This window comes from Xylanibacter sp., from assembly GCF_057607445.1.
Window position 1 is genome coordinate 110,201 of the sequence record NZ_DBLZAX010000001.1, and the last position, 25,546, is coordinate 135,746.

20 protein-coding genes and 1 pseudogene are annotated in these 25,546 nt (G+C 46.4%); 12 read left to right on the top strand and 9 right to left on the bottom strand.

Translation table 11 applies throughout. The features are described from left to right. Positions 1–4: 4 nt before the first annotated feature. Together rplQ and ACZMIG_RS00485 are read left to right on the top strand one after the other, a co-directional pair. The gene (gene rplQ / locus ACZMIG_RS00480; RefSeq protein ID WP_053398839.1) at positions 5–499 is read left to right on the top strand and encodes a 50S ribosomal protein L17; all 495 of its coding nucleotides are present in this window, start codon (positions 5–7) and stop codon (positions 497–499) included. Positions 500–1,843: 1,344 nt separating this feature from the next. Continuing rightward, the gene (locus ACZMIG_RS00485; protein ID WP_487888824.1) at positions 1,844–2,467 is read left to right on the top strand and encodes a porin family protein; all 624 of its coding nucleotides are present in this window, start codon (positions 1,844–1,846) and stop codon (positions 2,465–2,467) included. Between the two features lie 175 nt (positions 2,468–2,642). Here the strand turns inward: ACZMIG_RS00485 and ACZMIG_RS00490 are convergent, their stop codons facing one another. Continuing rightward, positions 2,643–3,524: a helix-turn-helix domain-containing protein gene (locus tag ACZMIG_RS00490; protein ID WP_303053494.1), complete on the bottom strand. Its 882-nt coding sequence runs from the start codon at positions 3,522–3,524 to the stop codon at positions 2,643–2,645. Between the two features lie 268 nt (positions 3,525–3,792). On the opposite strand from ACZMIG_RS00490, the gene ACZMIG_RS00495 reads away from it, so the two are divergent. From ACZMIG_RS00495 to ACZMIG_RS00510, 4 genes are all read left to right on the top strand, one after another. Then, on the top strand, positions 3,793–4,905 hold the full coding sequence (locus ACZMIG_RS00495; RefSeq protein ID WP_021855200.1) for an efflux RND transporter periplasmic adaptor subunit: 1,113 nt from the start codon (positions 3,793–3,795) through the stop codon (positions 4,903–4,905). Between the two features lie 3 nt (positions 4,906–4,908). Next, positions 4,909–8,049, top strand: coding sequence for an efflux RND transporter permease subunit (locus ACZMIG_RS00500; RefSeq protein WP_288948221.1), 3,141 nt, complete (start codon positions 4,909–4,911; stop codon positions 8,047–8,049). Further along, the gene (locus ACZMIG_RS00505; protein WP_125105467.1) at positions 8,046–9,428 is read left to right on the top strand and encodes an efflux transporter outer membrane subunit; all 1,383 of its coding nucleotides are present in this window, start codon (positions 8,046–8,048) and stop codon (positions 9,426–9,428) included. Before ACZMIG_RS00500 ends, ACZMIG_RS00505 begins: the two co-directional genes overlap by 4 nt. A 665-nt stretch (positions 9,429–10,093) precedes the next feature. Continuing rightward, positions 10,094–11,833 (top strand): hypothetical protein, encoded by a 1,740-nt coding sequence (locus ACZMIG_RS00510; protein ID WP_487888825.1) that lies wholly within the window; start codon positions 10,094–10,096, stop codon positions 11,831–11,833. 105 nt (positions 11,834–11,938) lie between these two features. On the opposite strand, the gene ACZMIG_RS00515 is transcribed toward ACZMIG_RS00510, so the two are convergent. The 5 genes from ACZMIG_RS00515 to ACZMIG_RS00535 form a co-directional block, all read right to left on the bottom strand. Next, positions 11,939–12,682 (bottom strand): LytR/AlgR family response regulator transcription factor, encoded by a 744-nt coding sequence (locus ACZMIG_RS00515; RefSeq protein WP_053398832.1) that lies wholly within the window; start codon positions 12,680–12,682, stop codon positions 11,939–11,941. A gap of 6 nt (positions 12,683–12,688) precedes the next feature. Continuing rightward, entirely contained in the window at positions 12,689–13,711 is a 1,023-nt protein-coding gene (locus ACZMIG_RS00520; RefSeq protein WP_162207771.1) for a sensor histidine kinase, read from the bottom strand. 109 nt (positions 13,712–13,820) lie between these two features. Next, the gene (locus ACZMIG_RS00525; protein ID WP_053398830.1) at positions 13,821–15,176 is read right to left on the bottom strand and encodes a dipeptidase; all 1,356 of its coding nucleotides are present in this window, start codon (positions 15,174–15,176) and stop codon (positions 13,821–13,823) included. Between the two features lie 756 nt (positions 15,177–15,932). Further along, positions 15,933–17,114 carry an MFS transporter gene (locus ACZMIG_RS00530; RefSeq protein ID WP_021855205.1) on the bottom strand — a complete coding sequence of 394 codons (1,182 nt, stop codon included), beginning with the start codon at positions 17,112–17,114 and terminating at the stop codon, positions 15,933–15,935. Positions 17,115–17,127: 13 nt separating this feature from the next. After that, positions 17,128–17,454 carry a DMT family transporter gene (locus ACZMIG_RS00535; protein WP_118931237.1) on the bottom strand — a complete coding sequence of 109 codons (327 nt, stop codon included), beginning with the start codon at positions 17,452–17,454 and terminating at the stop codon, positions 17,128–17,130. Between the two features lie 159 nt (positions 17,455–17,613). Here ACZMIG_RS00535 and ACZMIG_RS00540 point away from each other — a divergent pair, with 159 nt between their 5' ends. Then, positions 17,614–18,177, top strand: coding sequence for a Crp/Fnr family transcriptional regulator (locus ACZMIG_RS00540; RefSeq protein WP_021964608.1), 564 nt, complete (start codon positions 17,614–17,616; stop codon positions 18,175–18,177). A 102-nt stretch (positions 18,178–18,279) separates the two neighbouring features. Here the strand turns inward: ACZMIG_RS00540 and ACZMIG_RS00545 are convergent. Continuing rightward, positions 18,280–18,591 (bottom strand): annotated as a pseudogene (locus ACZMIG_RS00545) (MobV family relaxase); the annotation flags it as partial. Positions 18,592–18,889: 298 nt separating this feature from the next. Here ACZMIG_RS00545 and ACZMIG_RS00550 point away from each other — a divergent pair. The 3 genes from ACZMIG_RS00550 (at position 18,890) to ACZMIG_RS00560 (ending at position 21,540) form a co-directional block, all read left to right on the top strand. Continuing rightward, a complete protein-coding gene (locus ACZMIG_RS00550; RefSeq protein ID WP_487888826.1) occupies positions 18,890–19,225 on the top strand; it encodes a cupin domain-containing protein in 336 nt (111 codons plus the stop codon). A gap of 377 nt (positions 19,226–19,602) precedes the next feature. After that, a complete protein-coding gene (locus ACZMIG_RS00555) occupies positions 19,603–20,493 on the top strand; it encodes a YMGG-like glycine zipper-containing protein (protein WP_487888827.1) in 891 nt (296 codons plus the stop codon). Between the two features lie 57 nt (positions 20,494–20,550). Beyond that, positions 20,551–21,540 carry an alpha/beta hydrolase gene (locus tag ACZMIG_RS00560; protein WP_053398828.1) on the top strand — a complete coding sequence of 330 codons (990 nt, stop codon included), beginning with the start codon at positions 20,551–20,553 and terminating at the stop codon, positions 21,538–21,540. A 381-nt stretch (positions 21,541–21,921) separates the two neighbouring features. Here the strand turns inward: ACZMIG_RS00560 and ACZMIG_RS00565 are convergent, their stop codons facing one another. Further along, positions 21,922–23,016 carry a glycerate kinase family protein gene (locus ACZMIG_RS00565; protein ID WP_487888828.1) on the bottom strand — a complete coding sequence of 365 codons (1,095 nt, stop codon included), beginning with the start codon at positions 23,014–23,016 and terminating at the stop codon, positions 21,922–21,924. A 409-nt stretch (positions 23,017–23,425) separates the two neighbouring features. Between ACZMIG_RS00565 and ilvA the strand changes: the two genes are divergently transcribed. Both ilvA and ACZMIG_RS00575 read left to right on the top strand, forming a co-directional pair. Next, positions 23,426–24,619, top strand: a complete 1,194-nt coding sequence (gene ilvA / locus ACZMIG_RS00570; protein WP_125105670.1) for a threonine ammonia-lyase — start codon at positions 23,426–23,428, stop codon at positions 24,617–24,619. 123 nt (positions 24,620–24,742) lie between these two features. Next, complete coding sequence (locus ACZMIG_RS00575; protein WP_021855215.1) at positions 24,743–25,123, top strand: RidA family protein; 381 nt, start codon at positions 24,743–24,745, stop codon at positions 25,121–25,123. A gap of 135 nt (positions 25,124–25,258) precedes the next feature. Here the strand turns inward: ACZMIG_RS00575 and ACZMIG_RS00580 are convergent, their stop codons facing one another. After that, positions 25,259–25,546 carry a winged helix-turn-helix domain-containing protein gene (locus ACZMIG_RS00580; RefSeq protein WP_487888829.1) on the bottom strand — a complete coding sequence of 96 codons (288 nt, stop codon included), beginning with the start codon at positions 25,544–25,546 and terminating at the stop codon, positions 25,259–25,261.

The window sequence follows — 25,546 nt, forward strand, 5'->3', positions numbered from 1 at the left end:
AAAAATGAGACATAATAAGAAATTCAACCATCTGAGTCGTACTGCATCTCACCGTAAGGCTATGCTTGCTAACATGGCTGTATCGTTGATAATGCACAAAAGAATCACTACGACTCTCGCTAAGGCTAAGGCCTTGAAAAAATATGTAGAACCTCTGATAACACGTTCTAAGAATGACACAACAACATCTCGCCGTGTAGTTTTCCGCTATCTGCAGAACAAGTATGCCGTTACAGAGCTGTTCAAAGAGATTTCTACTAAGGTGGCTGACCGTCCGGGCGGATACACCAGAATCATAAAGCTGGGCTTCCGTCAAGGTGACGCTGCTGAAATGTGCTTCATAGAGCTCGTTGATTATGATGAGAACATGGCTAAGGCTCCCAAGGCTGCCAAGAAGACTCGTCGTAGCCGCCGCTCTAAGGCTGCTGAAGCTGCTGAAACTCCTGCAACTGAGACTGCAGCAGAGGAAACAGCTACAGAAGAAGCTAAGGCAGAATAATAACGTCGAATATATCTCTACAATAGCGCTTTTTCCCGTGAGGGAAAAGGCGCTTTTTTTATATCATTATTTTCTCAATAATGAAGAGGCTATGCTGGATCAATGGCGCGTGCGCAATATTATATCAGTTAGGCGCACTTTCTTATATTTCCAGATGAATCAGAAAAGCAGGGGGCAGGTCCATAATTTTATTTTGACCAACATGCCAATAATTTAATTTTCGCCCCGTGCAGTTATTGCTGGATTTGCAAAAGCTGTTATGTTTATTTTCCAATTATTGAGCCAACAACAATAACAGTTATAGGTTTAGCCAGAGTCAACTTTAATCAGGTAAAAGACAGTTAGAAGTCAACCAAAATCAGAAAAGGTAACTAATATAATGAAATATAAAGTTTTTATTAAAAACTTGTCACTCGTCACATTCTTGTCTAATGCCTTGAGCAACAATATTTTATGGCGTGATGAGTTGCAGGGTAAACTCATCACGCCGGTATGCCGCTGTGCCGTTGTGATGTTTCCTTAATACGACTCGTCACACCATAATGTGTTGATATCCTGTGAGTTAGGTGCAGATGTGATGAGTGACGAGTTTTTTTATAAAACAATTTTTACTTTCCACACGCTGTCCTTCTGTATAACTTGTGCCCTTTCAGCTTGTGAAAAGCCATGTTTTATAGGGTAAAAGCATACCTTTTGTGTTGCCGTTCAGCACCTTTTGCATCGTGTATGTTAGCAGGTGATTATGCTTTTAGCGCTTCCATGGCAGACAGCAGATTGTCTTATATTGTATGGTTAAATGTTTATTGCGGATAAGACTGACTGTGACTCTATTCAACAGGTATACCGATGTCTTCATCCGCTTATTTGTTCTTGTGGTATTATTGTCGTCATTCTTTTTCTGACGTAGTCTGCTATGACTTAAAATGGCAAACTATAGTCTGCTCAATATAAAATGATAATCCGGCAGAATCATGGTGAGCGATTATGATAAAATCGCGCAAAGTGTAAAAACGGAAACTCAGATTAATCAGAGTTGGAATATTTTTCGTATCTTTATAGCCGTAAACTTATGGTGATGACCGTATGCCAACGAGTGAATGAAGAGAAACCTTTTATGACCTTAAACGTTTTTTACAGAGATTAAATACAGGCGAATATGATCTACGATGAAATACCCGCAACGGCTATCCTTATATTCGACGGCTTGCAGGTCTGTTGCATTTGCATAATATCATGTAGCTGTTGCGTGACTGCGATGCACCTTGGCCGTCTATTTGTCTGCCTGGCGGGTACGCCTTGAAATGGATTTGCATCAATTTTGGTAAAACATAAATCTATACGAAAATGAAGAAGACGATATTTATTCTTGTTATTGCGTTCTTTGCACATCTGTCAGTGATGTCGCAGAATGATGGAAGCCCTCCGCAGTTATCAACAAATAAAGCCGATCATGGTGTGCGGTTCAGCATAGAGTTAGGCTTAAACATGTCGAAGCTTACGGGTGATATCACAAACGAGAAATATTCTTTGCAATATAATGCCGGAGCCTATGTACACATCCCGATAATAAGGAGCCTTTATGTAAAGACCGGACTGCAATATACAGCCAAGGGTGTAAAAGGAAAGGGTAGGGAGAACAACAGAATAGACGCAAACTATATAGAGCTGCCTTTGTTGCTCTCTTACAGATATGACTTTAACCGCAATACCCAGTTGCAGGTAAACGTAGGTCCATACTTTGCATATGGCATATCGGGCGAAATAATGGGTGATTTTGATACATTCGGAGACAACGGAGTGCTTGAGCGTTATGACGCCGGCTTGCATATGGGAGTAGGTCTTATTGCCGCCAAGAACGCTTATGTAGGTTTCGGCTATGAAATTGGCCTGAAAAACATCAACAAGACAGAAGATGATATCAGCCTGAAGAACAGTAACTTTTTTGTGAATCTAGGATATGTTTTTTAGTGTGTCTGTGTCGGACATGAGCATCATTGCTTGAGATGCCTTGGCATTCGGACAGAAACATTATATCTCAGACGGGCTGATAAATTATCTGATGAAGCAAGGAACGTGTTGTATTGAATGCCGAGTTTGATGGGCAGAATTGGGTCTGTGTACAATACGCACCTTGCTTCAGCAATTAGTCAGACTTCTTGTTTTTCAATCTGTATTCAGTAGGCGATATGCTCACTTGCCTTTTGAAGAATTTACAGAATGCCGCCTGATCCGAGAAACCTAGTTTTTCGGATATAAGTCCTATGGTCATTCTGTCGTCGTCGAGCAGCGCCATAGCCTCGTGTGTTATCTCGTCGCAGATAACCGTATGAGGCGTCCTGCCCATTGTGTTCTTTATTATTCTTGTAAGATGCTTTGCCGACATGTTCAGAGCCTGGGCGTAAAAGTCTATGTTATGTTGCCTGGTGAAATATTTTGTCACGAGCTTGGTGAAGTCGAGCGCCACGGCCTCGCTGCGCCTGCAACCCTGCTGCATGTCGTCAATGGTTGTTTCGTTCGACATTATTGCGTTGCCCAGTTCCAGACACATGCTCTTGTAGAACACGGCAGCCAGTTCGTTATGATAATAATGATTCTTTGCGGCAATGGCATCAGCCAGAAAACTTAGCTGTGTGTCCACTCGCGATATTGCTTCTTTTGTGAAAGAGTGTATGGGTATGTCCTGTGTCTGCAGCAGTTTCTCAATAGGCACGGGCTTGAAGTTTTTCAGCGAGTTTCGTGCAAAGGTGTATGTAACCAGCATGCACCATGCCCTTGCATCTTTTTCACATTTCTCTATTCGTATGGTCACAGTGTCAAGGCTGTCTATGCACGAGCAACTTTCTATGTGGCACCTTTTTCCGTTAAGAATTATGTCAATACTGCCTTCGCTCACAACAATGAATACCCTGCTGCTGTCAATGTCGATACCTTCAAGTCGGTGAAACTCGTTCGGATTGACCAGCAATATCTGCTCCTTGATATAGCACGAAGGCGGAAACTTAGGCATTAGTTCGTGAATGTTCATACGGTAGTTTTTTATGTATTTGAGGCAGACTGCCGTGGCGCTTTTGTCATATTGCCTGTATTTGCCGGATCTGCCGATGAAGATGTGCTTGCAAATATACTTATTAAGTGTCCTTTTTAGACAATTTTTAGCGCAAAATAGACATAGCGTTTGCAAATTAGTCTTAACGATGTCTGTAATGAACAAATTCTTACTCCAAATTTACAAAAGAGCAAGCGTTTTGTCAGGATAATTTTGTGCCCGAAACATCAAAGAATAAAAAATGAGTATGAGATTAAGACATGTTTTTATTTTATGTTGCCTGTCTATTTTGTTCGGGTGTAACAACAAGTCCGGACAGCAGGCAGCCGGCGGCGACTATCCGATGATGACTCTGAAGGCCGAGGACAGAACCCTGTCGCTTAAATATTCAGCAGTAACCGAAGGCCGCCAGGATGTGGAGGTGCGTCCGCAGATTTCAGGAAAGATAACTCAGGTATGCGTAAAGGAAGGTGCCTATGTGCGCAAGGGCCAGGTGCTGTTCGTCATCGACCAGGTGCCATACCGTGCGGCTGTAGCCAAGGCACGCGCGTCCGTGGCCACGGCAGAAGCCAATGAGGCAACTGCAAAGCAGACACTTGCCGGCAAGCAGTCGTTGTATGCCGACAAGGTGATATCCGATTTTGAGTTGCGCACGGCTCAGAACAGTTATAAGAGTGCGGTGGCAGCCCTTAGTCAGGCCCGTGCCGAACTTACCGATGCGCTCAACAACCTGTCTTACACAGAGGTGAAAAGTCCCGTTGACGGCTATGCCGGCATGACGTCGTTTCGTGTAGGCGCGCTGGTTGACGCATCAATGACGGAGCCGCTGATACACGTATCCGACAATTCGGTGATATATGCCTACTTCTCTCTGTCCGACAAGCAGGTGCTCTCGTTAACCTCACAGTATGGTTCACTTGACGAGGCCGTCAAGTCGTTTCCCGAGGTGTCGCTTGAGCTGAGCGACGGTTCGGTGTATGAGAAAAAAGGTAAGGTAGACGTGCTCAGCGGCATTGTCGACAAGACAACAGGAACCGTCAGCGTGCGTGCCGTGTTCGACAACAGCTCGCGCAGGATAATGAGCGGAAGCCAGGCCAATGTGGTGGTGCCTTACGAGTGTAAAGACTGTGTGGTGATACCACAGGGAGCAACCTACGAGCTTCAGGACAAGGTGTTTGCCTATCGTGTAATCAACGGTCGTGCCGTGTCTACGCCCATTGAGGTGTTCGAGATAAACGACGGCAAGGAATATATCGTAAAGTCGGGCCTTCGCAAGGGCGACGTGATAGTGTCAGAGGGAGCCGGCCTGCTTAAAGACGGTACGGTGGTGGCGTCATCCGGAACAAAAAAGGAGAAATAGCCTATGAAACTGCAGAAGTTTATCGACCGTCCCATCCTGTCGATGGTGATATCCGTTGTGATACTTGTTGCCGGACTTATAGGTCTGTATGCCCTTTCCGTAGAGCAGTATCCCGACATAGCCCCGCCAACCATCCGCGTGTCGACCACTTACAGCGGAGCCAATGCCGAGGCTGTGCAGAAGAGCGTCATCGTGCCCTTGGAGGAAGCCATCAACGGCGTGGAAAACATGACCTATATGACCTCAACGGCCAGCAACACCGGCAGCGCCGAGATTACAGTGTATTTCAAGCAGGGCACCGACCCCGACATGGCTGCCGTCAACGTGCAGAACAAGGTGTCTACGGCAACGTCGCTGCTTCCTGCCGAAGTGACAAAGGTGGGTGTTACCACGATGAAGAGGCAGAGCAGCATGCTTATGATATTCGGTCTTTACAGTCCTAAGGGCACCTACGACGAGACCTTTCTTACCAACTATCTCAACATTAACGTAAAGCCGCAGCTGCAGCGTATTTCTGGCGTGGGCGAGGTGAACGTCATGGGAGGCGACTATGCCATGCGCATATGGCTCAAGCCCGACGTCATGGCGCAGTATGAGCTTGAGCCTGCCGATGTAGAGGCTGCATTGTCGAGCCAGAACATTGAGGCGTCAATCGGATCAATAGGCGAAGACTCAAAGAATGTCTACCAGTATACGCTGAAGTATCGCGGACGCCTTGAAAAGGAAAAAGAATTTGAGAATATCGTAATCAAGGCGTTCGACGACGGCCGCGTGGTCAGGCTCAGCGACATAGCCAAGGTTGAGCTCGGCTCTCAGAGCTATACATACACCGGCTCTGTGAACGGTTCGCCCGGTACGACCTGCATGATAAACCAGACAGCAGGCACCAACGCCAACGAGATAATTACCAGTATAAACAAATATCTTGAAGAACTCAAGGAGACACTGCCCGAGGATGTCGAGGTGGTAGAGCTTATGAGCACCAAGAACTTCCTTGATGCCTCTATCAATGAGGTTATTAAGACGCTCATCGAGGCCATCATCCTTGTGGTGCTCGTAGTATACGTGTTCTTGCAGAACCCGCGCTCAACGCTTATTCCAACCATAAGCATCTTCGTGTCGCTCATCGGAACGTTTGCGGCCCTTTATGTGGCAGGCTTCAGCATCAACCTGCTGACGCTCTTTGCCCTTGTGCTTGCCATCGGTACGATTGTCGACGATGCCATAATTGTGGTCGAGGCCGTGCAGACCCGCTTTGACGAAGGCTACCGCTCGCCATACAAGGCAGCCGTTGACGCCATGAACGGTATTTCATCAGCCATCGTAACTTCAACACTCGTGTTCATGGCGGTGTTTGTTCCGGTGTCGTTCATGGGCGGCACGTCGGGCATATTCTACACACAGTTCGGCGTAACCATGGCCGTTGCCGTTGGTATATCTGCCATCAACGCCCTTACGCTGTCGCCGGCCCTGTGTGCTCTTATACTGCGTCCGAACGAAGAAATCATAGAAGGCCGCAAGCCGGGCTTCTCCACGCGCTTCCGCATGGCGTTCGACTCGTCGTTCCGCCGCATCGTGCAGAAGTACAAGTCGGGTGTCAAGTTCTTTGTCAAGCGCAAGTGGGTGGCATGGGCGTCGCTTGGTTTTGTCGTCGTGCTCCTGTTCTATCTTATGTCTACCACAAAGACCGGTCTTGTGCCGTCTGAGGACACCGGGTCAATCTTCGTGAGTCTCGATGCACCGGCAGGAAGCACTCTCGCCGAAACTGCCGAGATTATGGGACAGGTGGAGAAAGAGCTGAAAGACATACCTCAGATAGAGAACTTCAACAAGGTTGCCGGCTTCGGCATGGGTTCGGGCAGCGGCTCTTCTCACGGTATGTTCATCGTCAAGCTGAAGCACTGGGACGAACGCAAGGGCGACGAAAGCAGTGTTGATGCCATAAGCAACGAGATTTACCGCCGCACGGCACACATCAAGAACGCAACCATATTCGTGTTCTCGCCGCCTATGATATCGGGCTACGGTACGGGTAACAGTTTCGAGCTTTACATACAAGACCGCAGCGGTAAGGGCATTGATGCCCTGAGTAAGGTAACCGACGATTTCCTGGCAGAGCTTAACAAGCGGCCGGAGATAAAGATGGCATACACGTCATTCAGTTCCAAATTCCCGCAGTACAGGGTCGACATAGACGAGGCCCAGTGCCAGCGTGCCGGCATAACCACGCAGGATGTCATCAACACGCTGTCGGGATACTTCGGAAGCATATATGCCTCTAACTTCAACCGTTTCACCAAGCTCTACCGCGTCATTATCCAGGCTCCTTCCGACAGCCGCAACAGCATGCAGTCGCTCGACAACATATATGTAAAAACCACGGGAGGCATGGCTCCTGTCAGCCAGTTTGTCAAGCTCAGCAAGACCTATGGTTCCGAGTCGCTCACCAGGTTCAACCTCTTCTCTGCCATCAACGTGCAGGGCATGCCGGCCGACGGCTACAGTTCGGGCGACGTCATCAATGCCGTAACAGAGGTGGCTGCACGCACACTGCCCACGGGCTATGGCTACGAATATTCCGGCATGACGCGCGAGGAGGCACAGATGGCCGGTTCGCACGACACCGTTATCATCTATTGCATCTGCGTGCTCTTCATCTATCTTATATTGTGCGCACTTTACGAGAGCCTGTTTGTGCCTATGGCCGTCATCATGTCTGTGCCGTTCGGTCTGGCAGGAAGTTTCCTCTTTGCCCGCATGTGGGGACTCGAAAACAACATATATCTCCAGACAGGTCTCATCATGCTCATCGGACTGCTGTCTAAGACGGCCATCCTTGTTACCGAGTATGCCACAGAGCGCCGCAAGTCGGGCATGACGCTCACTCAGGCTGCCATGAGCGCTGCCGCCGTTCGTCTGCGCCCAATCCTTATGACAGCCCTCACGATGGTGTTCGGCATGCTTCCGCTTATGTTCGCCTCAGGCGTAGGTGCCAACGGCAACCGCTCGCTCGGTGTAGGCGTGGTCGGAGGAATGGTTATCGGCACGGTTGCGCTGCTGTTCGTAACGCCGGCCTTCTTCATCGTGTTCCAGTATGTTGAAGAGCGGGTGATGAGTAAACGTAAAAATGAAAGAAGTTTATGAAAAATATAAGTCTTGTTTTGTTTATTTTGAGCGGCGTGCTGATGAGCGGCTGCCGCATCTACAGCACCTATGAGCGTCCCGGCAACCTGCCGGTTGACAGCCTTTACCGCGACGTGTCGGCCGATTCTGTTGCCTCGGCCGACACCACCTCGCTGGGCGACATGCCGTGGCAGCAGTTCTTTCAGGATGAGCATCTGCGCGAGCTTATCAGCTACGGACTGAGCAATAACACCGACATGCTTACCGCCCTGTTGCGTGTCGACCAGGCTGAGGCACAGCTCAAGGCCGCCAAGCTGGCCTTCCTGCCGTCGCTCACGTTGTCGCCTCAGGGCTCGCTTAGCTCTGTCGACGGCGGCAAGCCCGCAAAGACCTACGAACTGCCCATAGAGGCCAGTTGGGAAGTCGACCTGTTCGGCAGTCTCCGTAATGCAAAGAAGAGCAGTCAGGCCACTCTCCTTCAGCAGAAAGCATATCAGCAGGCTGTACGCTCTAAGCTCATTGCCATGATAGCAATAGACTATTATGCCCTGCTTTCCATTGACAGCCAGATAGAGATAAGCCTGTCTACCCTTAATGTGTGGCGCGAGCAGGTGCGTACTATTGAGGCCCTGCTGAAGGTAGGCGAAGAAAACGAAAACGCGCTGACACAGGCACGTGCAGGACTTTATGAACTCGAGGCGTCATACAACGACCTGCTGAGACAGCAGCGTGAGGCCGAAAATGCGTTGTGCACCCTGATTGGCACTACGTCGCGCCGCATAGAGAGGGGCACGCTCGACGGGCAGCGCATGCCCGACAGCCTGTCTGCTGGCTTGCCCCTGCGTCTGCTGTCAAGGCGTCCTGACGTTGTGCAGGCCGAGATGACGCTTGCTGCTGCATATTATTCCACCAATCAGGCCCGTTCGGCTTTCTATCCCAGCCTTACTCTTTCTGGCAGCGCAGGCTGGACCAATTCGGCCGGACAGATAGTGTCCGATCCCGGCAGCTGGATTCTCTCGGCTCTGGCTTCGCTCACGCAGCCTATATTCAACCGCGGCAAGCTGGTGTCAAACCTGCGTGTTGCCAAGGACGAGGAGCAGATAGCCTTGCTCAGCTATAAGCAGGCACTGCTTGATGCCGGTCAGGAGGTGAACAATTATCTCTATGCGGCAGAGTCGGCCCAGCGCAGTCTCGACAGTCACAGCAAGCAGTGTGCCGAGCTTGAGCGTACCGTAAAGACATCTGACGCCCTTTATCGCACGGGCAACGCCACATATATCGAACTTCTGTCGGCCCGTCAGGAGCTGCTCAATGCGCGCCTTAGCGTGGTATCAGACATATATAGCCGCTGCGAAGCCATCGTAAATCTTTACAGCGCCCTTGGAGGAGGATGCGAATAAGTTTATTTATATCAATTTGTTTTCTTCATACCTAGGCCCAACCTTCATTTGACGAATAATACATAAACTCTATTGACTTAATGGTCTGGCTACCGGGTTTGGGCCAAGTCGGCATGGCGTTCTGGTGTATCAACCATGTGCCGTGCCGACGTTTTTATGTGTTAGAATGTTATGTTTCTTACAAAGTTTTTGTTTTAAAATAATAATCTATTGTTTTTTGTTTTTATGTTCTGTTAGTTCAATCATTTAAATCTGAAGTTCAGACATTTATATTTGAAGTTCATACCTACTGTTGTTTTTTTATTCTGTACGTATAACATTAATTTGTATCTTTACGCCATGAAAAGTTAGTTTATATGTGAAAGAAACTTCAGAGTTAATAACATTATATTTTAATCTTAAATTTTAGGAGTATGAAAAGAAATACTGCTTTTATAGGAATTCTATTCCTATTTTTGTTGATGTGTTCTTCTGCTGTAGCATCCATACAGTTGGTTAATCCTGTTGTGAATGACTCGGAAAACATGTTGAGAATAACTTTAGTATTGACTGATCAAAAAGGAGTTGCCCTTGATGAATCTAAACTCTATTTTTCTGTTTATAAGGATAATGCAGAATCTCCAGTAACTTTAGAAAAAACAACTTTTCCATATATAGAATCAGACATGACGGAGATTCCATATGGGTATTCAGATTCACAGTTTTATGATATATGGAGTAGCGATGGTACCACTACAATATTTCATCCTTCATCGTGGAGCGGATTTAAGAAACTTGGAGCCCAGGCTATATATCATGATGGCGATAAAACTTATAAGTCAGAAATAGTATGGAGCGACGGAACAATAGGAACTGAAGGTGATGATAGCGGACAGACTGGAGGTGAACCCGGTGGCGAAGAGCCTTCGTTTGACGAGAGTATGCTTATAAGCAATCCTTCTGGAGAAAAGTTTGAGACGGTGCGTAATTCGCTTACATTCTATAAACTTGGCGGTACGTCAATATATACAGGCGAGGATACTGGAGTTATTTCAAATTATGTGAAGGGCGATGATGGTAATCTGTATTTGTTGTGCGTTACAGGAGGAAATTCTACGAATAATTATCTTAAGCTTGAGCCTATAGGTGATAGCAAGTATGTGGCAAAATTGCCTCAGCTTGTGATGATAGAAGAGTATGACGGTGTGAAATATGGATATTATGCAAGCCGTATGGTGAGAGAGAATATCGAGGAAAAGCCAGATAGTATTTTCTATCTTATTTCTGAAACGGAACCTAATGAGCTGAGTTTTACTCTTGAATCAGACGGTACTTTGTCTATGGATACAAAAGACGAGGACGTTATAATGGGACTTACATATTCAGACGGATATTGGACCGGTTATGGCGATGCTATGCTTTCAGATTCTTTAGTATCTTCAAGAAAGAATGTTCTTCCTGAGGGCGTAGAGCTTACTAAATGGATGTTTGAGTATCGGTGGGCTAATTGGAGTGAGTATGGAACTATGAAGAAATTTCTTGATGTAGCTGTTACAGACAAAGAAATATATATAAACAATCCATATAACCAGGATTCAGATCAATGGATTAAGGGCGAAATCGACGGCAACAAGGTTACGTTTAACACACGTCAGCTTCTTGGCCCTGACAATGAAACTAACCGTTATCTTTATTTCCGTGTTGGTAATCTGACTTTAGACACCCAAAGCGAGTATTACTATTATGCTGATGCGGACAAACTTGTTATGAATTTCGATGCAGAGAACAGGACGCTCACCACTGATGATCTTGTGTCTCTTTACATCAGTAGGGGATATGGGCAGCGTGGATATAACGTAAATTATGATTTCCCGAAGTTTACTGCCTATACAGAGAAAGTTTCTAAATTACAGAATCCTTCGTTTACGTTCTTTGCTCCTGATGACAATTACGACAATTATGGCTATTCATATATTCAGGTCAAGATACCGGCTACCGATGTCGATGGAAATGAACTGAATACTCAGAATTTATATTACAGTCTATATGTCGGCGACGATGCAGTTCCTTTTGTTTTCGATGCAGAGACTTATGCTAAAGACTTTACGACGGATGTTACTGAAATTCCTTATAATCATGAAGGTTATGATGTATATCCTGCTTCGGTGGGAAGCGAGCTTCATACAGTGTTCTTCTATTTTTCTACAGCAGACGTGAAACTTGGAGTGCAGAGTATATATTATGCTTCAGACGGAACCGTGTATAAGTCGGATATCGTTTATAACACAAGCACCAGCATTGACGATGTAAGAGCTGGATTTGATAAAAATGCCCCTGTATTTAATATTCATGGCCAGAGGGTAAATCCTGAAAATATGGGAAAAGGTATTTATATCCAAAATGGTAAAAAGTTTATAAAAAAATAATCATGTGATAAATATATTTAGCCCAAATCATCTCGAATGTTAAATTCTTGATTTGGGCTAAATTATGAAAAGAATAATTCATTTCATATTATCTATTTTCTTGAATCAGTGTCCAAGCCAGTTTAAAAAGTCTTTACGCCTTAGGGCACTTATGATTACTTCCTTCTTTTTATCGCCAGCACATACTGTTACATAAAGGCGTTGGTTGTCAATCTTAGTTACATTGTTAATGGCTTTTATAGATGATATCATACTGCGCGAAAGTTGGAAAAAGTCATGATCAGTTACTAAGTCCATGACTTTTTCCATATTTGCTATTTCGGTTATTTCGCAGTTTCCCTCATTAGTATATGCAACAACGTAGCGGTCTTCTATACAGAAAAAAGCGATGTCTGATATATTTATAAATGAAAAGCTCTTATTCTTGGCTATTAGTATTCTGTCAATTTTTTCTTTCTTTGGCAATATAGTCCTGTATCCATCAGACCTGAAAATGTCAGCCATGTCGTCGAGTTTTCTTAGTGAGTGTTCAACGTCTTCCTCTGTTATCGGTTTTAACAGATAGTCTATACTGTTGGTCTTGAATGCTTCAATTGCATATTCGTTGTATGCCGTAGTAAATATTATTGGTATCTTTATATCTGTATTTCTTATTATGTCGAAGCATGTCCCGTCACCTAAGTCAATGTCCATAAAGGCCATGTCGACATTCTCAGATTCAAGAAACTTTATACTTTCGTCTACAGAACTGAGCATTGCTGTAAGTTCATAGTCTGGTCTTACTTTTTCAACTATGTCTTTCAAGTTTTCCCTGGCAAATTCTTCGTCTTCAATTATAATATATTTCATACGGTTTTAATTTAAGTAAGGAACTTTTACAATGAATATATTATTATCATCTTTAATTTCAATCTTTTTTCCATAAGCCTCATACAGCATTTTTAGATATGTGAGGCCTTTGTGTGGTGATGTTGCCGATGTAGTTGGCTTTCGGTTAATTTCGTTGCTCACAGTGAGATAATTGTCTGTAAACTCTATTTTTGCTTTTACTTGTGTGGTACTGCTTACTTTATTGTGTTTTACAATGTTTTCGATAAGTAGTTGCAGCGTAAAAGGAACAATATAGTGTTGCTTTTCTGGGGGCTCGTTATTTTCAGCAGTGAAATTGTTACTATACCTTAACATTAGAATTTTTGCATATTCTTTGGCGAATTTTAATTCGTAATCTAACGTTACCCTTTCATGTCCTTGCTGGTCGAGTACATATCTGTATATGCGTGAGAGCGACAAGATAAACTGTTTTGACTTTTCTGTGTCTTTTCCAACAAGGGCATACAGCATATTAAGGGTGTTGAAAAGAAAGTGTGGATTTACCTGTGCTCGTAAGGCTTCATATTGATATTGTAGGGCTTTCTGCTTGTTCTCGCTAATTTGTTGAATATGGCGTATATGATTCTTTACAAAATATGCAACTTCTAAACCGAGAAGAAGAAAAATGTTGTTAAATACAGTACCTGCCCAGTTTACATGCATGTGCTCTTCAGATACAAAAGAAAGTATTAAAGAAAACAGTAGATTTATTACCGACATACTTACAAATGAAGATACAATGTCTATGGTCAGTCTTTTTAGTGGTGTTTTGAAGGAATCTAGCTTGAATATTATGAAAAGGTTTGTTGTGTAAACTATTGTTATTGGAATAAAATTCAGTAAAAAGTATATTAGAAATTGTTTGAAATTCTCATATGGCCACAGGTTCCGGCTATCAATCAGATTGTAAAATGACTGAAATAGTAAATAGTATGCAGTAATGATACCTATATGCATACATATTCTGTTTTTTAACTTTATTTTTGCTGGCGTATATAATTTAGCCATATTGTTCATGTCGTTTTTCGGTATGTTCAGTTTTCTTGATTTATTAAAAATAGAAGAAGGGGTCGTGACATAAAGTCAAGCGCCCCTTTCTTCAATGCAGTGTCATTTCCTATTCATATCTTTTGTGGAATTCGATGACGGCCTCTATACCCTTGCGGAATATGTCGAGCGGCATGTTCTCGTTGGGCGAGTGAATGGCGTTGCTCTCAAGTCCGAAGCCCATCAGCACCGTCTTTATGCCCAGTATGCGCTCAAAGTCGCTTATGATAGGTATGCTTCCGCCGCGGCGCACTGCCAGGGGCTTCTTGCCGAAGGCCTTCTCAAAGCCCTTTTCGGCAGCCTTATATGCCGGCATGTCTATCGGGCACACGTAGCCCTCGCCGCCGTGCATGGGCGTAACCTTCACCTTTACGTAGTCGGGCGCAATGCTGTTGATGTAGTCTACAAACAGCTTTGATATCTTTTCGTGCTGCTGATGAGGCACAAGTCGGCACGACACCTTGGCGTAAGCCTTCGACGGCAGCACCGTCTTGGCGCCTTCGCCGGTGTATCCGCCCCAGATGCCGCAGATGTCGAACGACGGGCGGCAGCTGTTGCGCTCCAGCGTAGAGTAGCCTTCTTCGCCTTTCAGAGCGTTTACACCTATTGCCTCCATATATTTCTTCTCGTCAAACGGAATCTGATGTATCATGTCGCGTTCAGCCTGCGGCACATCCTCAACGTCGTCGTAGAAGTGGGGGATGGTTATGCGGCCGTCTTTGCCTACAACGGTGGCGAGCATTTCGCATAGAGTGTTTATCGGGTTGGCCACGGCTCCGCCGAAGTGGCCTGAGTGAAGGTCGCGGTTAGGTCCTGTTACCTCAATCTCCCAGTAAGCCAGACCGCGCAGTCCTGTTGTCAGCGACGGCAGGTCGGCACCAAGCATACTAGTGTCAGACACCAGTATAACGTCAGCCTTCAGCAGCTCTTTGTGCTTGCTGATAAATGCGTTGAGGCTCGGCGAGCCTATTTCCTCTTCGCCCTCGAATATAAACTTTACGTTGTGTGTAAGCAGTTTTTCCTTAACCATATATTCAAACGCCTTAGCCTGAATCATGGCCTGCCCCTTATCGTCGTCGGCACCGCGCGCCCATATATGTCCGTCTCTGATCACCGGCTCAAACGGTTCGCTCTTCCACAGTTCCAGCGGCTCAGCCGGCATCACGTCGTAGTGGGCATATATCAGCACCGTCTTTGCATCGTCGCTAACGTGCTTTTCTGCAAACACCAGCGGATTGCCGTCGCTAGGCATCACCTCGGCCCTGTCGGCACCGGCCTCTATCAGCAGTTGGCGCCAGCGTTCGGCGCATGCCAGCATGTCTTGTTTATGACTTTTCTGCGAGCTTATGCTCGGTATGCGTATAAGGCTGAACAGCTCGTCGAGAAATCTCGACTCGTTCTCTTCGATAAATTTCTTTATTTCCATATTCTGAATTTAAGATTAATCCGCCGTAAAGTTACATCTTTTTGCGCAAAGTCAGCGCGTTTGTGCCTAATAAATGTGTCGGTTATCTGTCTTTGGCACCTTGCTGCGGCGTTTATGTTTCGTGTAAAGTTGTGCGTGATGTTATGCCTTGCATACGGCCGTGGCCTGACGGCATTATTGCCGGTCATTTGTTTACCTGAAATTACTCTATGACTTACGGGTGAAAAGTGGCCCACTTTTGCATTAAAAGTGGCCGAGTTACGGGTCGTAAACCGGCCACTAACAGTTTGAAAGTAAATGCGGTTGTATTGGTTAATGAAATGCCTTTAATCATTGTCATGCAGTCGTACTTGTAAGGAAAAGAGTGCGAAAAAGTTACGATTTTTAGCCGATTTTCAAGGATGCGGCTCTCGGGCAATCTCTCTGACCTCGTTATTCTGCGCTTTTGCTTATTGTTGATGATTTCACTTACTGTGGATAACTCGGCTAAATGTGTATAATTATGTTATTTATGAAAATAAGTTTTGTGTGTTACGGCTAATTTCTGTAAATCTGTGATATGAATATACCTACCAGAAATCAAAAGAGTTAGAAGTATTGCCTCATTTCAGGGTAAAGCCCTGGCAACCGTTCAAATTGCCGTGGCCTGCATTGCTTTACTTGCCTGGGTAACTCTTACGGATGTAAAAGTACAAAAATATTCAGACTGAAAGAATATTGGGGATGATTCTTTCTGCTTGTTTTTTGTACCCCTCCTTATGCAGTTTTGGATTTGAAACAATTAACAAGCAAGGAAGCCACGGTAAAAGCGATTCCCGTCCAAACCACACCTGTCCACCCGTAATGCTGCCAAGACAGACCGGAAACGAATGTACCGGCAGAACCACCCAAAAAGTAAATGGTCATATAAACGGTATTGATACGATTGATGGCAGATGCGTCAAGGGCGACTACGCTGGTCTGATTCGACAAATGGATGCATTGCATACCGGCATCAATCAGCAAGATAGCAATTATTATCCACAAATAGCTGTCATTCCCCCAAAATGCCAGTATCCATGCTGCCAACACTACGCATCCTCCGGCAATAGAGAAGAACCTCGCACCGTATTTTTGGACGTAGCCGCTGATGAAAACCACCGTGGATGCACCTGCCAGTCCACACAAACCGAGTGCTCCGATAATGTCGTCGCTAGCAAAAAAAGGTTCCTGTTTCATCCGAAAAGCAAGGCAACTCCACAAAGCGAAGAACGAGCCATAAGCCAATGCCGCCCTCAGCGATGCGATACGTAAGTACGGGTATTGGGAGAGCAGGCGCAACAAAGATTTCATCAACCCTGCATAACTTTCTTGAGAACAGGTAGACAGCGTGGGTAGCATCTTGTGAATCATCAGGAAGCATCCGAGCATAAACAAGCAAGCCACAAAATAGACGGAACGCCATCCCCATACGTCAGCCAGAAAGCCACTGAATACCCGTGAACCAAGAATGCCTATGAGCAGGCAAGATTGTATAATCCCTACGTTGCGCACCTTGTGCGCAGGGAGTGAATAGTAAGATACTAACGGAATGAAAAATTGTGGCATAACCGAAGATGTGCCGGCAAGCAATGATGCGCCCCACACCCAATAGATGTTCGGGGCAAGGGCTATGGCAAGCAAGGCGCACGAAGATATGATATAATTGGTCAATATCAGCTTCTTTCGTGAGACCAAATCACCAAGCGGGATGACAAACACAAGTCCGGTCACATAGCCTATCTGTGTCAATGTCGCTACCATGCTAGCAGAAAAGTCGTTTACCGCGAAATCTTTTGCCATGCTACCCAACAAAGGTTGGTTGTAGTAGCAGTTGGCAACGGAAAGTCCGGTAGCAACTGCCATCAGAGCCAGCAGAGGTACCGGAATGCCTTGGTTCTCTCTTAATTCATACTTCATTTGTCGCCTCCTTTCAGTATGACACGACTTTCAATCCTATCAAGGATGCAATGAGCGTGAAGAGGAAGAAAAGCCGGATGGGAGTGGCGGGTTCCTTGAAAACGAATATCCCAATCAAAACCGTACCAACCGCTCCGATTCCCGTCCAAATGGCGTACGCAGTTCCCAAAGGCAAAGTCTGTACCGCTTTGGCAAGCAAAGCCATGCTCAGTACGGTAGAGGCAAGGAAACCGCTTCCCCACAAATAAAATTCAACTCCTGATGCCGCTCTCGTTTTCCCTAAACAGAATGTGAGGCTCACCTCAAACAATCCTGCCAATAATAAGATTATCCAATTCATACCTATGATTTATTAAATTCGGGCGCAAAAATAAACAAGTAATCCCTAACAGCTTTTTGCATTTGGCAAAAACAGCTTTTGCATTTGATAAAAACAGCTGTTTATTCTCGTTTCCGTATGCTATTTTATAATTTTGCACACCGACAACAGAAATGAACTATGGATATAAAGGAAATCATCAACCAAAGATATGCCATGCCGGACGCATCTTTGAACAGGTTGCGGCAATGCCTGACGGAAGTTTCATATCCCAAAGGATTCCGAGTATTGGAAAACGGCAAGGTGGAGAAAGACATATTTTTCATTAGACAAGGCATTGTACGTGCCTATACTTCGGTGGACGGGAAGGAAATTACTTTTTGGGTCGGCAAAGAGGGAGCAACCCTTGTTTCTATGAAAGGCTATGTAAATGACGAGCCGGGATATGAAACAATGGAGCTGATGGAAGATTCCGTCTTATATGTATTGAAAAGGAAAAAACTGAAAGAGTTGTTTTCGGAAGACTTGCACATCGCCAATTGGGGGCGGCGTTATGCGGAGATGGAGTTGCTTGCCACTGAGGAACGGCTGATTTCTATGTTGTCCGCTATCGCTTCGGAACGGTATAAGGAACTATTGGAGAAAGAGCCTGATTTGTTACAGCGATTGCCGCTGGGAAGTATCGCCACCTATTTAGGCATCACGCAAGCGAGCTTGAGCAGGATTAGAGCACAAATAAAGTGACGTTTCAACCAACGGGAGTATTGCAAGCGGTTTGGGTCTGCCCGAAACACAAACTTGCTACCCTTCCGTTGTTATTATTTATAATCCAAAACCTTTGCCCTTTCAGTGCGGTGTAACAGTCCTCCTAATGGACGAGGATAACTTGTCAAACTGCTCCTTGAACCACTCACCAATCAGTTGCCCGTTGATGGCAAGCGCAAATTTAGCTTTGTCTGTCGTGTCTTTCACTACTTGGAAACCTGCCCTTTCAGTCTTAAACTTGCGCCTGTGTTCCTCCGAATAGAGTTCGCCCTCGTAGAACAGCGGCTTGCCGCTGATGAGCGTGGTGATTTGCCTTTCGTTGAAACCGACTTTAAGACAAAATTTCTCCATGTACACCAACTTTTGGAACAGCGGAAACCATTTTTTTGCTTTAATTTGCTTTAAGACGGTTTTCAACTGTCTGCCCAACTTCTGTGTTTTTCTTCTAACTCCCTAATTATCAAATCCTGTTGCGTTAATCTGCAACAAATCGGCGGATATTCCAGAGATTTTGTGTATCTTTGTATTTCATAAAAGTGCCCTGAGCCTTAGCCTTGTTATGGAGATATGACCAAAGAGGCAGCTGATAAGCTTTATGGCTTAACGGAGCATTTTATATAAATGACGTGTGGCTAATGGCGTTGTTGTTGGCATAAGACAGAAAAATAACGAACATAAAAATAATAAAAGTATGATTATTGATTTTGAGAAGATTAATGAAGAGTCGGTTATGAACTTTAAGGGCGGTGAAGGACAGCTCGACACACGCAACTTTGTTGACTCTGCCAATAAAATAATGATGAGCCGGCTGAAGCCGGGAGCTTCAAGCGGATATCACACTCACGAGAACAACAGTGAGATAGTTTACATAATCAGCGGCGTAGGCCATTTCCGCTATGACGGCACTACGGAGAACGTGAAGGCCGGCGACGTGCATTATTGCCCGATGGGACACTCTCACGCCATGTTCAACGACGGCACAGACGACCTGGTTTATTTTGCCATCGTGCCGGAACACAAACTTTAATTCATAATTCACAATTTATAATTCATAATTGGGTTGCTTAAATGTAGTCGGGCAACCCAATTACTTTTTAATGCAGCAAATACGAATTATAAATTCCATTTTACCGAATCATTTATACTGCTGCGCTTTACCAACAAGGCGAATCATAATTGGCTTGCGCCGAACTTTGTTTTTCCATTCTCAATTCGCCGTTTTCAATTATTTTAGGGATTTCCCTATGTTTTTTAGGAAGTTATAGCGTTGCGTTATTAAAAATAATCCGTAAATTTGTAATGTTTAAAACTTATATATCTGCGCAAAACGCAGGAGCTGACTTATAAATTGGCATTGTCAGAGTTCTGCCGTGTTCAGAACCTTAAACGGAAGGAGAGTTATTTATGAAAAAAACATGTGTATTGCTTTTGTGCTCATCAATGATAGTGGCGGGCTGCACCACAGGTGCGGGCACCGGAGCCTATGCCGGTTCAACGCTCGGCGCGCTGCTCGGATCGGCCATTGGAGGCATTGCCGGCGGACCGCGCGGCAGCGACATCGGCACGCTTGTGGGCATGGCAGGAGGCGCTGCCGTTGGCGGAGCCTTGGGCGCACAGGCCGACAAACAGCAGCAGGAATATCAACGGTATGAAGACGCAAGGTTTGAGCAGAAGTATGCCGAGCACCGTCGGGCTGCCACAGCCGGAAACGACGGATACGACAGGCATTACGATGACAGCTATGACAGCCGGAGTTATGACGGTATGAATAACGGCGGCGGATATGAAGACAGCGGATTCGACCCTACTAACAGCGGCGACGATGTGCTCTACGACTTCAACGGCTCTGATTATACGGGCAACTACACCGCCTCTCATCCGGAACATGTCGTGCCGTCGGCCCGGTATGACGAGATAGGTACGCCGGCAAAGGTGGACGACAGGCTGCCGCTGGAGGTGCGCAACGCACGCTTTGTTGACGACAATCAGGACCACAAGTTGAGCGGCGACGAGCTGAGCAAAGTGATATTTGAGATTTACAACGTGTCGGGCTCAACGGTCTATGACGTTCAGCCAATGGTGGTTGAAACTACAGGCAACAAGCGCATATACGTGTCGAACAGCATACACGTGGAGCGCATCGTGCCGGGCAAAGGCGTAAGATATACGGCAATGGTGAAGGGCGGCAAGAAACTGAAGGACGGCACGGCCTGTTTCCGCATATATGCCGTTCAGGGCAACGGCAACGTGGTGTCTAATGTGAGTGAGTTTAACATTGCAACTGCCCGGCGCTGAGGCTTGCACGGAGTGGGGCAGGGCACAGGCAGAGCTTAAATAAGGAGGAAAGAGCAGATGAAGAAAAAGAAGATTGCCTATATTTCTGTTGCGGTTGTGGCCGCATTGGTTTTGCTGACGTTCGGCGCCGGCTGGTTTATGCTCGACTATGCCCTGAAGCCCGATGAAGGACGCAGGGACACCACGGCGTTTTATAAGCAGATGAGGCAAGAGTATCCATGGACAACTCCCTGGCTCGACAGTCTGAAACATGCCGGAGCGCTGCGCGACACCTTTATAACAACGCTCGACGGCGAGCGCCATCATGCCATCTTCGTGCGTAATCCGCGCTCAATGGGGCGCACGGCCATACTGGTTCACGGATATAAAGACTGCTCTATACGCATGCTGCCAATAGCAAGCATATACGAACGCATGGGGTATAACATACTGCTGCCCGACCTGCATGCCCACGGACTCAGCGACGGCAACGACATACAGATGGGGTGGAAAGACCGCAAGGACATAATACGCTGGATATATGTTGCGCGCGGAATGTTCCGCAGCACCAAGTATCAGCCGCGCATGGTGCTCCACGGTGTGTCGATGGGAGCCGCCACGGTGATGAACGTGTCGGGCGAGAATCTTCCTGACGGCATCTGCTGTTTTGTTGAAGACTGCGGCTTCACGAGTGTGTGGGACGAGTTTAGCCGTCAGCTCGGCGACCAGTTCCATCTGCCCGATTTTCCTGTGCTTCATGTGGCAAGCCTGCTCTGCAAGCTGCGCTACGGCTGGACGTTCGGCGAGGCGTCTCCGCTCAGTCAGTTGGGCAAGCAGCACACGCCTATGTTCTATATCCACGGCACGTCTGACGATTATGTGCCGTCGGCAATGGTGCTTCCGCTCTACAACATGAATCCGGCCTACGAAAACAAGGCCGACAAGACGCTGCGCTATAATGACATCTGGCTCACGCCGGGCTGCGCCCACGCAAAGTCGTATCACGACTATCCGTATGAATATGAACGGAAGGTGAGAAACTTTGTAAGCAAGCATGTCGGAATGTAGTAAGGGTTGAACGGATAACGGAATTTATTAACAGGCGGAGAGCAAAAACATAGGGACGTACCCGAGGTGCATCCGCCTTTCGGCTTAGAATGTTTTTATGTTGATGATATTGCTTTTATTTGGACGCACCTGGGGTACGTCCCTATAGGAAATGTTATTGGAATATCGCTTGTGATTACGTTATAAGGCTATGTAAATCAGTGAGTTATAATGATATTGATGTGAAAATATAGATATAAACAAAACGGACAACAGTAACGCGTTACTGTTGTCCGTTTTATTTTCTGTATGTCAAAATGCTTAGGGACATATCCGTAAGAGCCTGATTAAGCCCTTTATAGATGATGCTTGTTCACGTCATATTGTTTCGGCTATATATACTTATACCTGTTTCTCGGTTGAAGCTTCTTCGAGCAGCAGGCGTATGGCGTTGCGTATGTTGTTGCGTGCGTTGTCTTTCTTCATCGCTTCGGTTATGTCTTCATCGTCAGGCGTTACGGCCGCTACACGCGTAAATCCGGCATCAATCAGAGCCTGTCGGTCGTCCACTTTTCCGGCGATGAGCCATGTCGGCATACCTTTAGCCTTTGCCGCCTTCATCACGTGATAAGGCATTTTGCCCATTAGCGTCTGGCGGTCGGCATGTCCCTCGCCCGTAATAACACAGCAGTCTTTGGTCAGTCGACTGTCGAAGTCGGCCAGGCTGAGCATAAGTTCGGCGCCCGCCTTCATCTCTGCTCCGAGATATTGCATGAAGGCATAGCCCAGTCCGCCTGCCGCTCCCGCTCCGGGCCTGTCGGACAAGTCGTAGCCGAAGTGGCGAGCCGATATTTCGGCAAACTTCATTGCGCGGCTGTCGAGCATCTTAATCATGTCGGGCGTTGCCCCTTTCTGCGGTCCGAACACTGCAGCAGCCCCGTCGGGGCCGTAGAGCGGATTGGTTACGTCAGAAGCAAGAGTGAAGCGGCAGCCGTCGCGCAGTTCTGCGGCAATGTCGTCAAAGTGGCCGCCCCTAGGTGCCAGCTTGTCGGTTATGGCCATCATCATGCCTATGCCCGCATCGCTTGTTGCGCTCCCGCCCAGACCTACAATAAACTTTCTGCATCCGCGCTTGAAAGCCGACGCTATCAGTTCGCCTGCGCCATACGACGTGGCGCGCATGGGGTTGCGCTCCTCCTCGTCTACCAGCGTCAGTCCGCATGCCTGTGCCGTCTCTATTATTGCCGTGCCGTCGGCCGTTATTCCATACTCAGCCTCCGTGAGCCGCATCATTGGGCCGTGTACGGATGTTGTAACGATATCAGCTTTGAGAGCGTCGGCAAATGCCTTCAGCATGCCTTCGCCTCCGTCAGAAACAGGAATGAGTTCTGTCTGAGAACTGTTGTTGTAGTCGGTTATGGCTTCGCTGACTGCCTTTTCGGCTTCGTATGACGTAAGGCAGCCCTTAAACGAGTCTATTGCCAGAATATATTTCATGTCTTATATGGTTTTTTGAGTTTTTCTTCGGTTAATGATCATCTTCTGCACGCCGGTTACATTCATGTGCGATGCGGTCATTGCAGACTTGGCTTTAGGCGTCAGTCATGCAGTCTTTTTTATTAAAACACCGCAGTCAAACTGTTTGCCGGCTGTGCCGCCGTAAAAAATCTGTACAGGCTTTAATTTGCGCAAAGGTAAGCATTTATTATGATTTGCACAAACAATGAAATCATGCATGTTGCATTTATGCAAGTTTTGTCCTTTTTGAAAACAGATGACGTTCCTTTTTGTTTTTCCATTGGTACGGGACATTATGTTAAATAGGTGAAAATAAATAGGACGATATTCGTCGGCTACGAAAAAATGTTGTAATTTTGTGTTACCAAAATCTGTTAAATTTAATATTATGCTCAATTTAGATGATCTTTACAGAGCGCGGTATGTGCTTGGTGAAATATTAAGACGTACTGACCTTGTCAGAGCTCCTAAGCTTAATCCGGAAAGTGATATATATCTGAAACCGGAGAACCTTCAGATAACAGGTTCGTTCAAGATCCGCGGAGCTTATTACAAAATATCTCAGCTTACAGAGGAAGAAAAGAAGCGCGGCGTTGTGGCCTGCTCAGCCGGCAACCATGCCCAGGGCGTGGCTCTCGGTGCTACGTCACACGGCATCAAGTCGCTCATCTGTCTTCCTGAAGGCGCGCCTATCAGCAAGGTTGAGGCTACGCGTCGTCTCGGTGCCGAGATTTGTCTCGTGCCCGGTGTTTACGATGATGCATATCAGCGTGCAATGCAGTTGCGCGACGAGATGGGTTACACCTTCGTTCATCCGTTCAACGACGAACACGTGATAGCAGGACAAGGCACAATAGGTCTAGAACTGCTCGAGCAGCTTCCTGATGTTCAGGCAGTTGTCGTGCCTATCGGCGGTGGCGGTCTGATCAGTGGTGTGGCATACGCCATGAAGTCGCTCAATCCTAAAATAGAGATTTATGGCGTTCAGGCTGCCGGTGCTCCCAGCATGTATGAGAGCATCAAGCAGAAACAGGCTATAACATTGCCTCAGGTGTCTACTGTTGCCGACGGTATTGCCGTTAAGACTCCTGGCGACCTTACTTACGACATCTGCTCAAAGTATGTTGACGATATCTGCACCGTGTCTGAAGACGAGATATGCGCTGCAATCCTGCGTCTGCTTGAAGAGGAGAAGATCGTTGCCGAGGGAGCAGGAGCTGTAAGCGTTGCGGCTGCTATGTTCAACAAGGTGCCTATCAAGGGCAAGAAGACCATCTGTCTTGTCAGCGGCGGAAACATCGACGTTACTATTCTTAACCGTGTTATCAACCGCGGTCTGGAGAAGGGTGGCCGTATATGCACAATATCAATGGAGCTTGACGACAAACCCGGACAGCTCTATGAGGTCAACGGCGTTATCGCAGGCATGGGCGGCAATGTGCTTAGCGTATATCATGAGCGCAGCGCATACAGCAAGAAGATCAATGCATGTGAGCTGAGCGTAAAGATTGAGACACGTAACCACGAGCATGTGGAGGAGATTAAGGAGAGCCTGAAGTCAAAGGGCTTCAAACTTAAATAATCAGCCTTCAATCGGCGTGTACACAGTCATGGCGCGGCAGTTGCTTATGCGTATGGTGTGTCATGCAGAACAATTAAAGCAATAAGACAATAATAACAATAAAATTTTTAAAATTAAAGAGAAATGAAAGCACTACATTCAGACAAAGCTCCAAAGGCTTTAGGTCCTTACAGCCAGGCTATCGTAGCCGGTGGATTCGTATTCGCATCAGGTCAGGTGCCAATCGACCCTGCAACAGGTGAATTTGCAGAAGGCGGTATCAAGGAGCAGACAAAGCAGTCGCTCACAAACGTTACCAACGTATTGGCTGAGGCTGGTATAGACCTTACACATGTTGTTAAGACAACAGTATTCCTTTCAGACATGGACAACTTCGCTGCCATGAACGAGGTTTACGCTACATTCTTCAAGGAGCCGTTCCCGGCACGTTCTGCTGTTGCCGTTAAGACTCTGCCTAAAGGCGCTCTTGTTGAGATTGAAGTTGTTGCAACATTAGAGAAATAATATTGCCAATAATAAAGTTTATGGGGAACCGGCTTTGGCTGGCTCCCCATTTTTTTGTTGTTTGTCTGAATATATTATGTTCGGGCGTATTTATGGCCTCTGGTTTTATTTAGTTTTGCAGTAATGGCTGTGCGCCTATTGCGGTGAGATATAGCTTCTCAGCGCCTCTACATATTCCTCAAAGGCCTTCAGTCCCTTATCGGTTATGAGGCACGTTGTGCGCGGCTTCTTGCCTTGAAATCCCTTTTGGATCTCAATATATCCTGCGTTGCTTAGTTTGTCAAGCTGCACGCTCAGGTTGCCAGCCGTGGCCCTGGTCTGTTCTTTCAGATAAACGAAGTCGGCTTCGTCTACGCTCATCAGTATCGACATAACGGCCAGTCGCAGTTCGCTGTGCAGCAGCGGGTCAAGTGGTTTAAACAT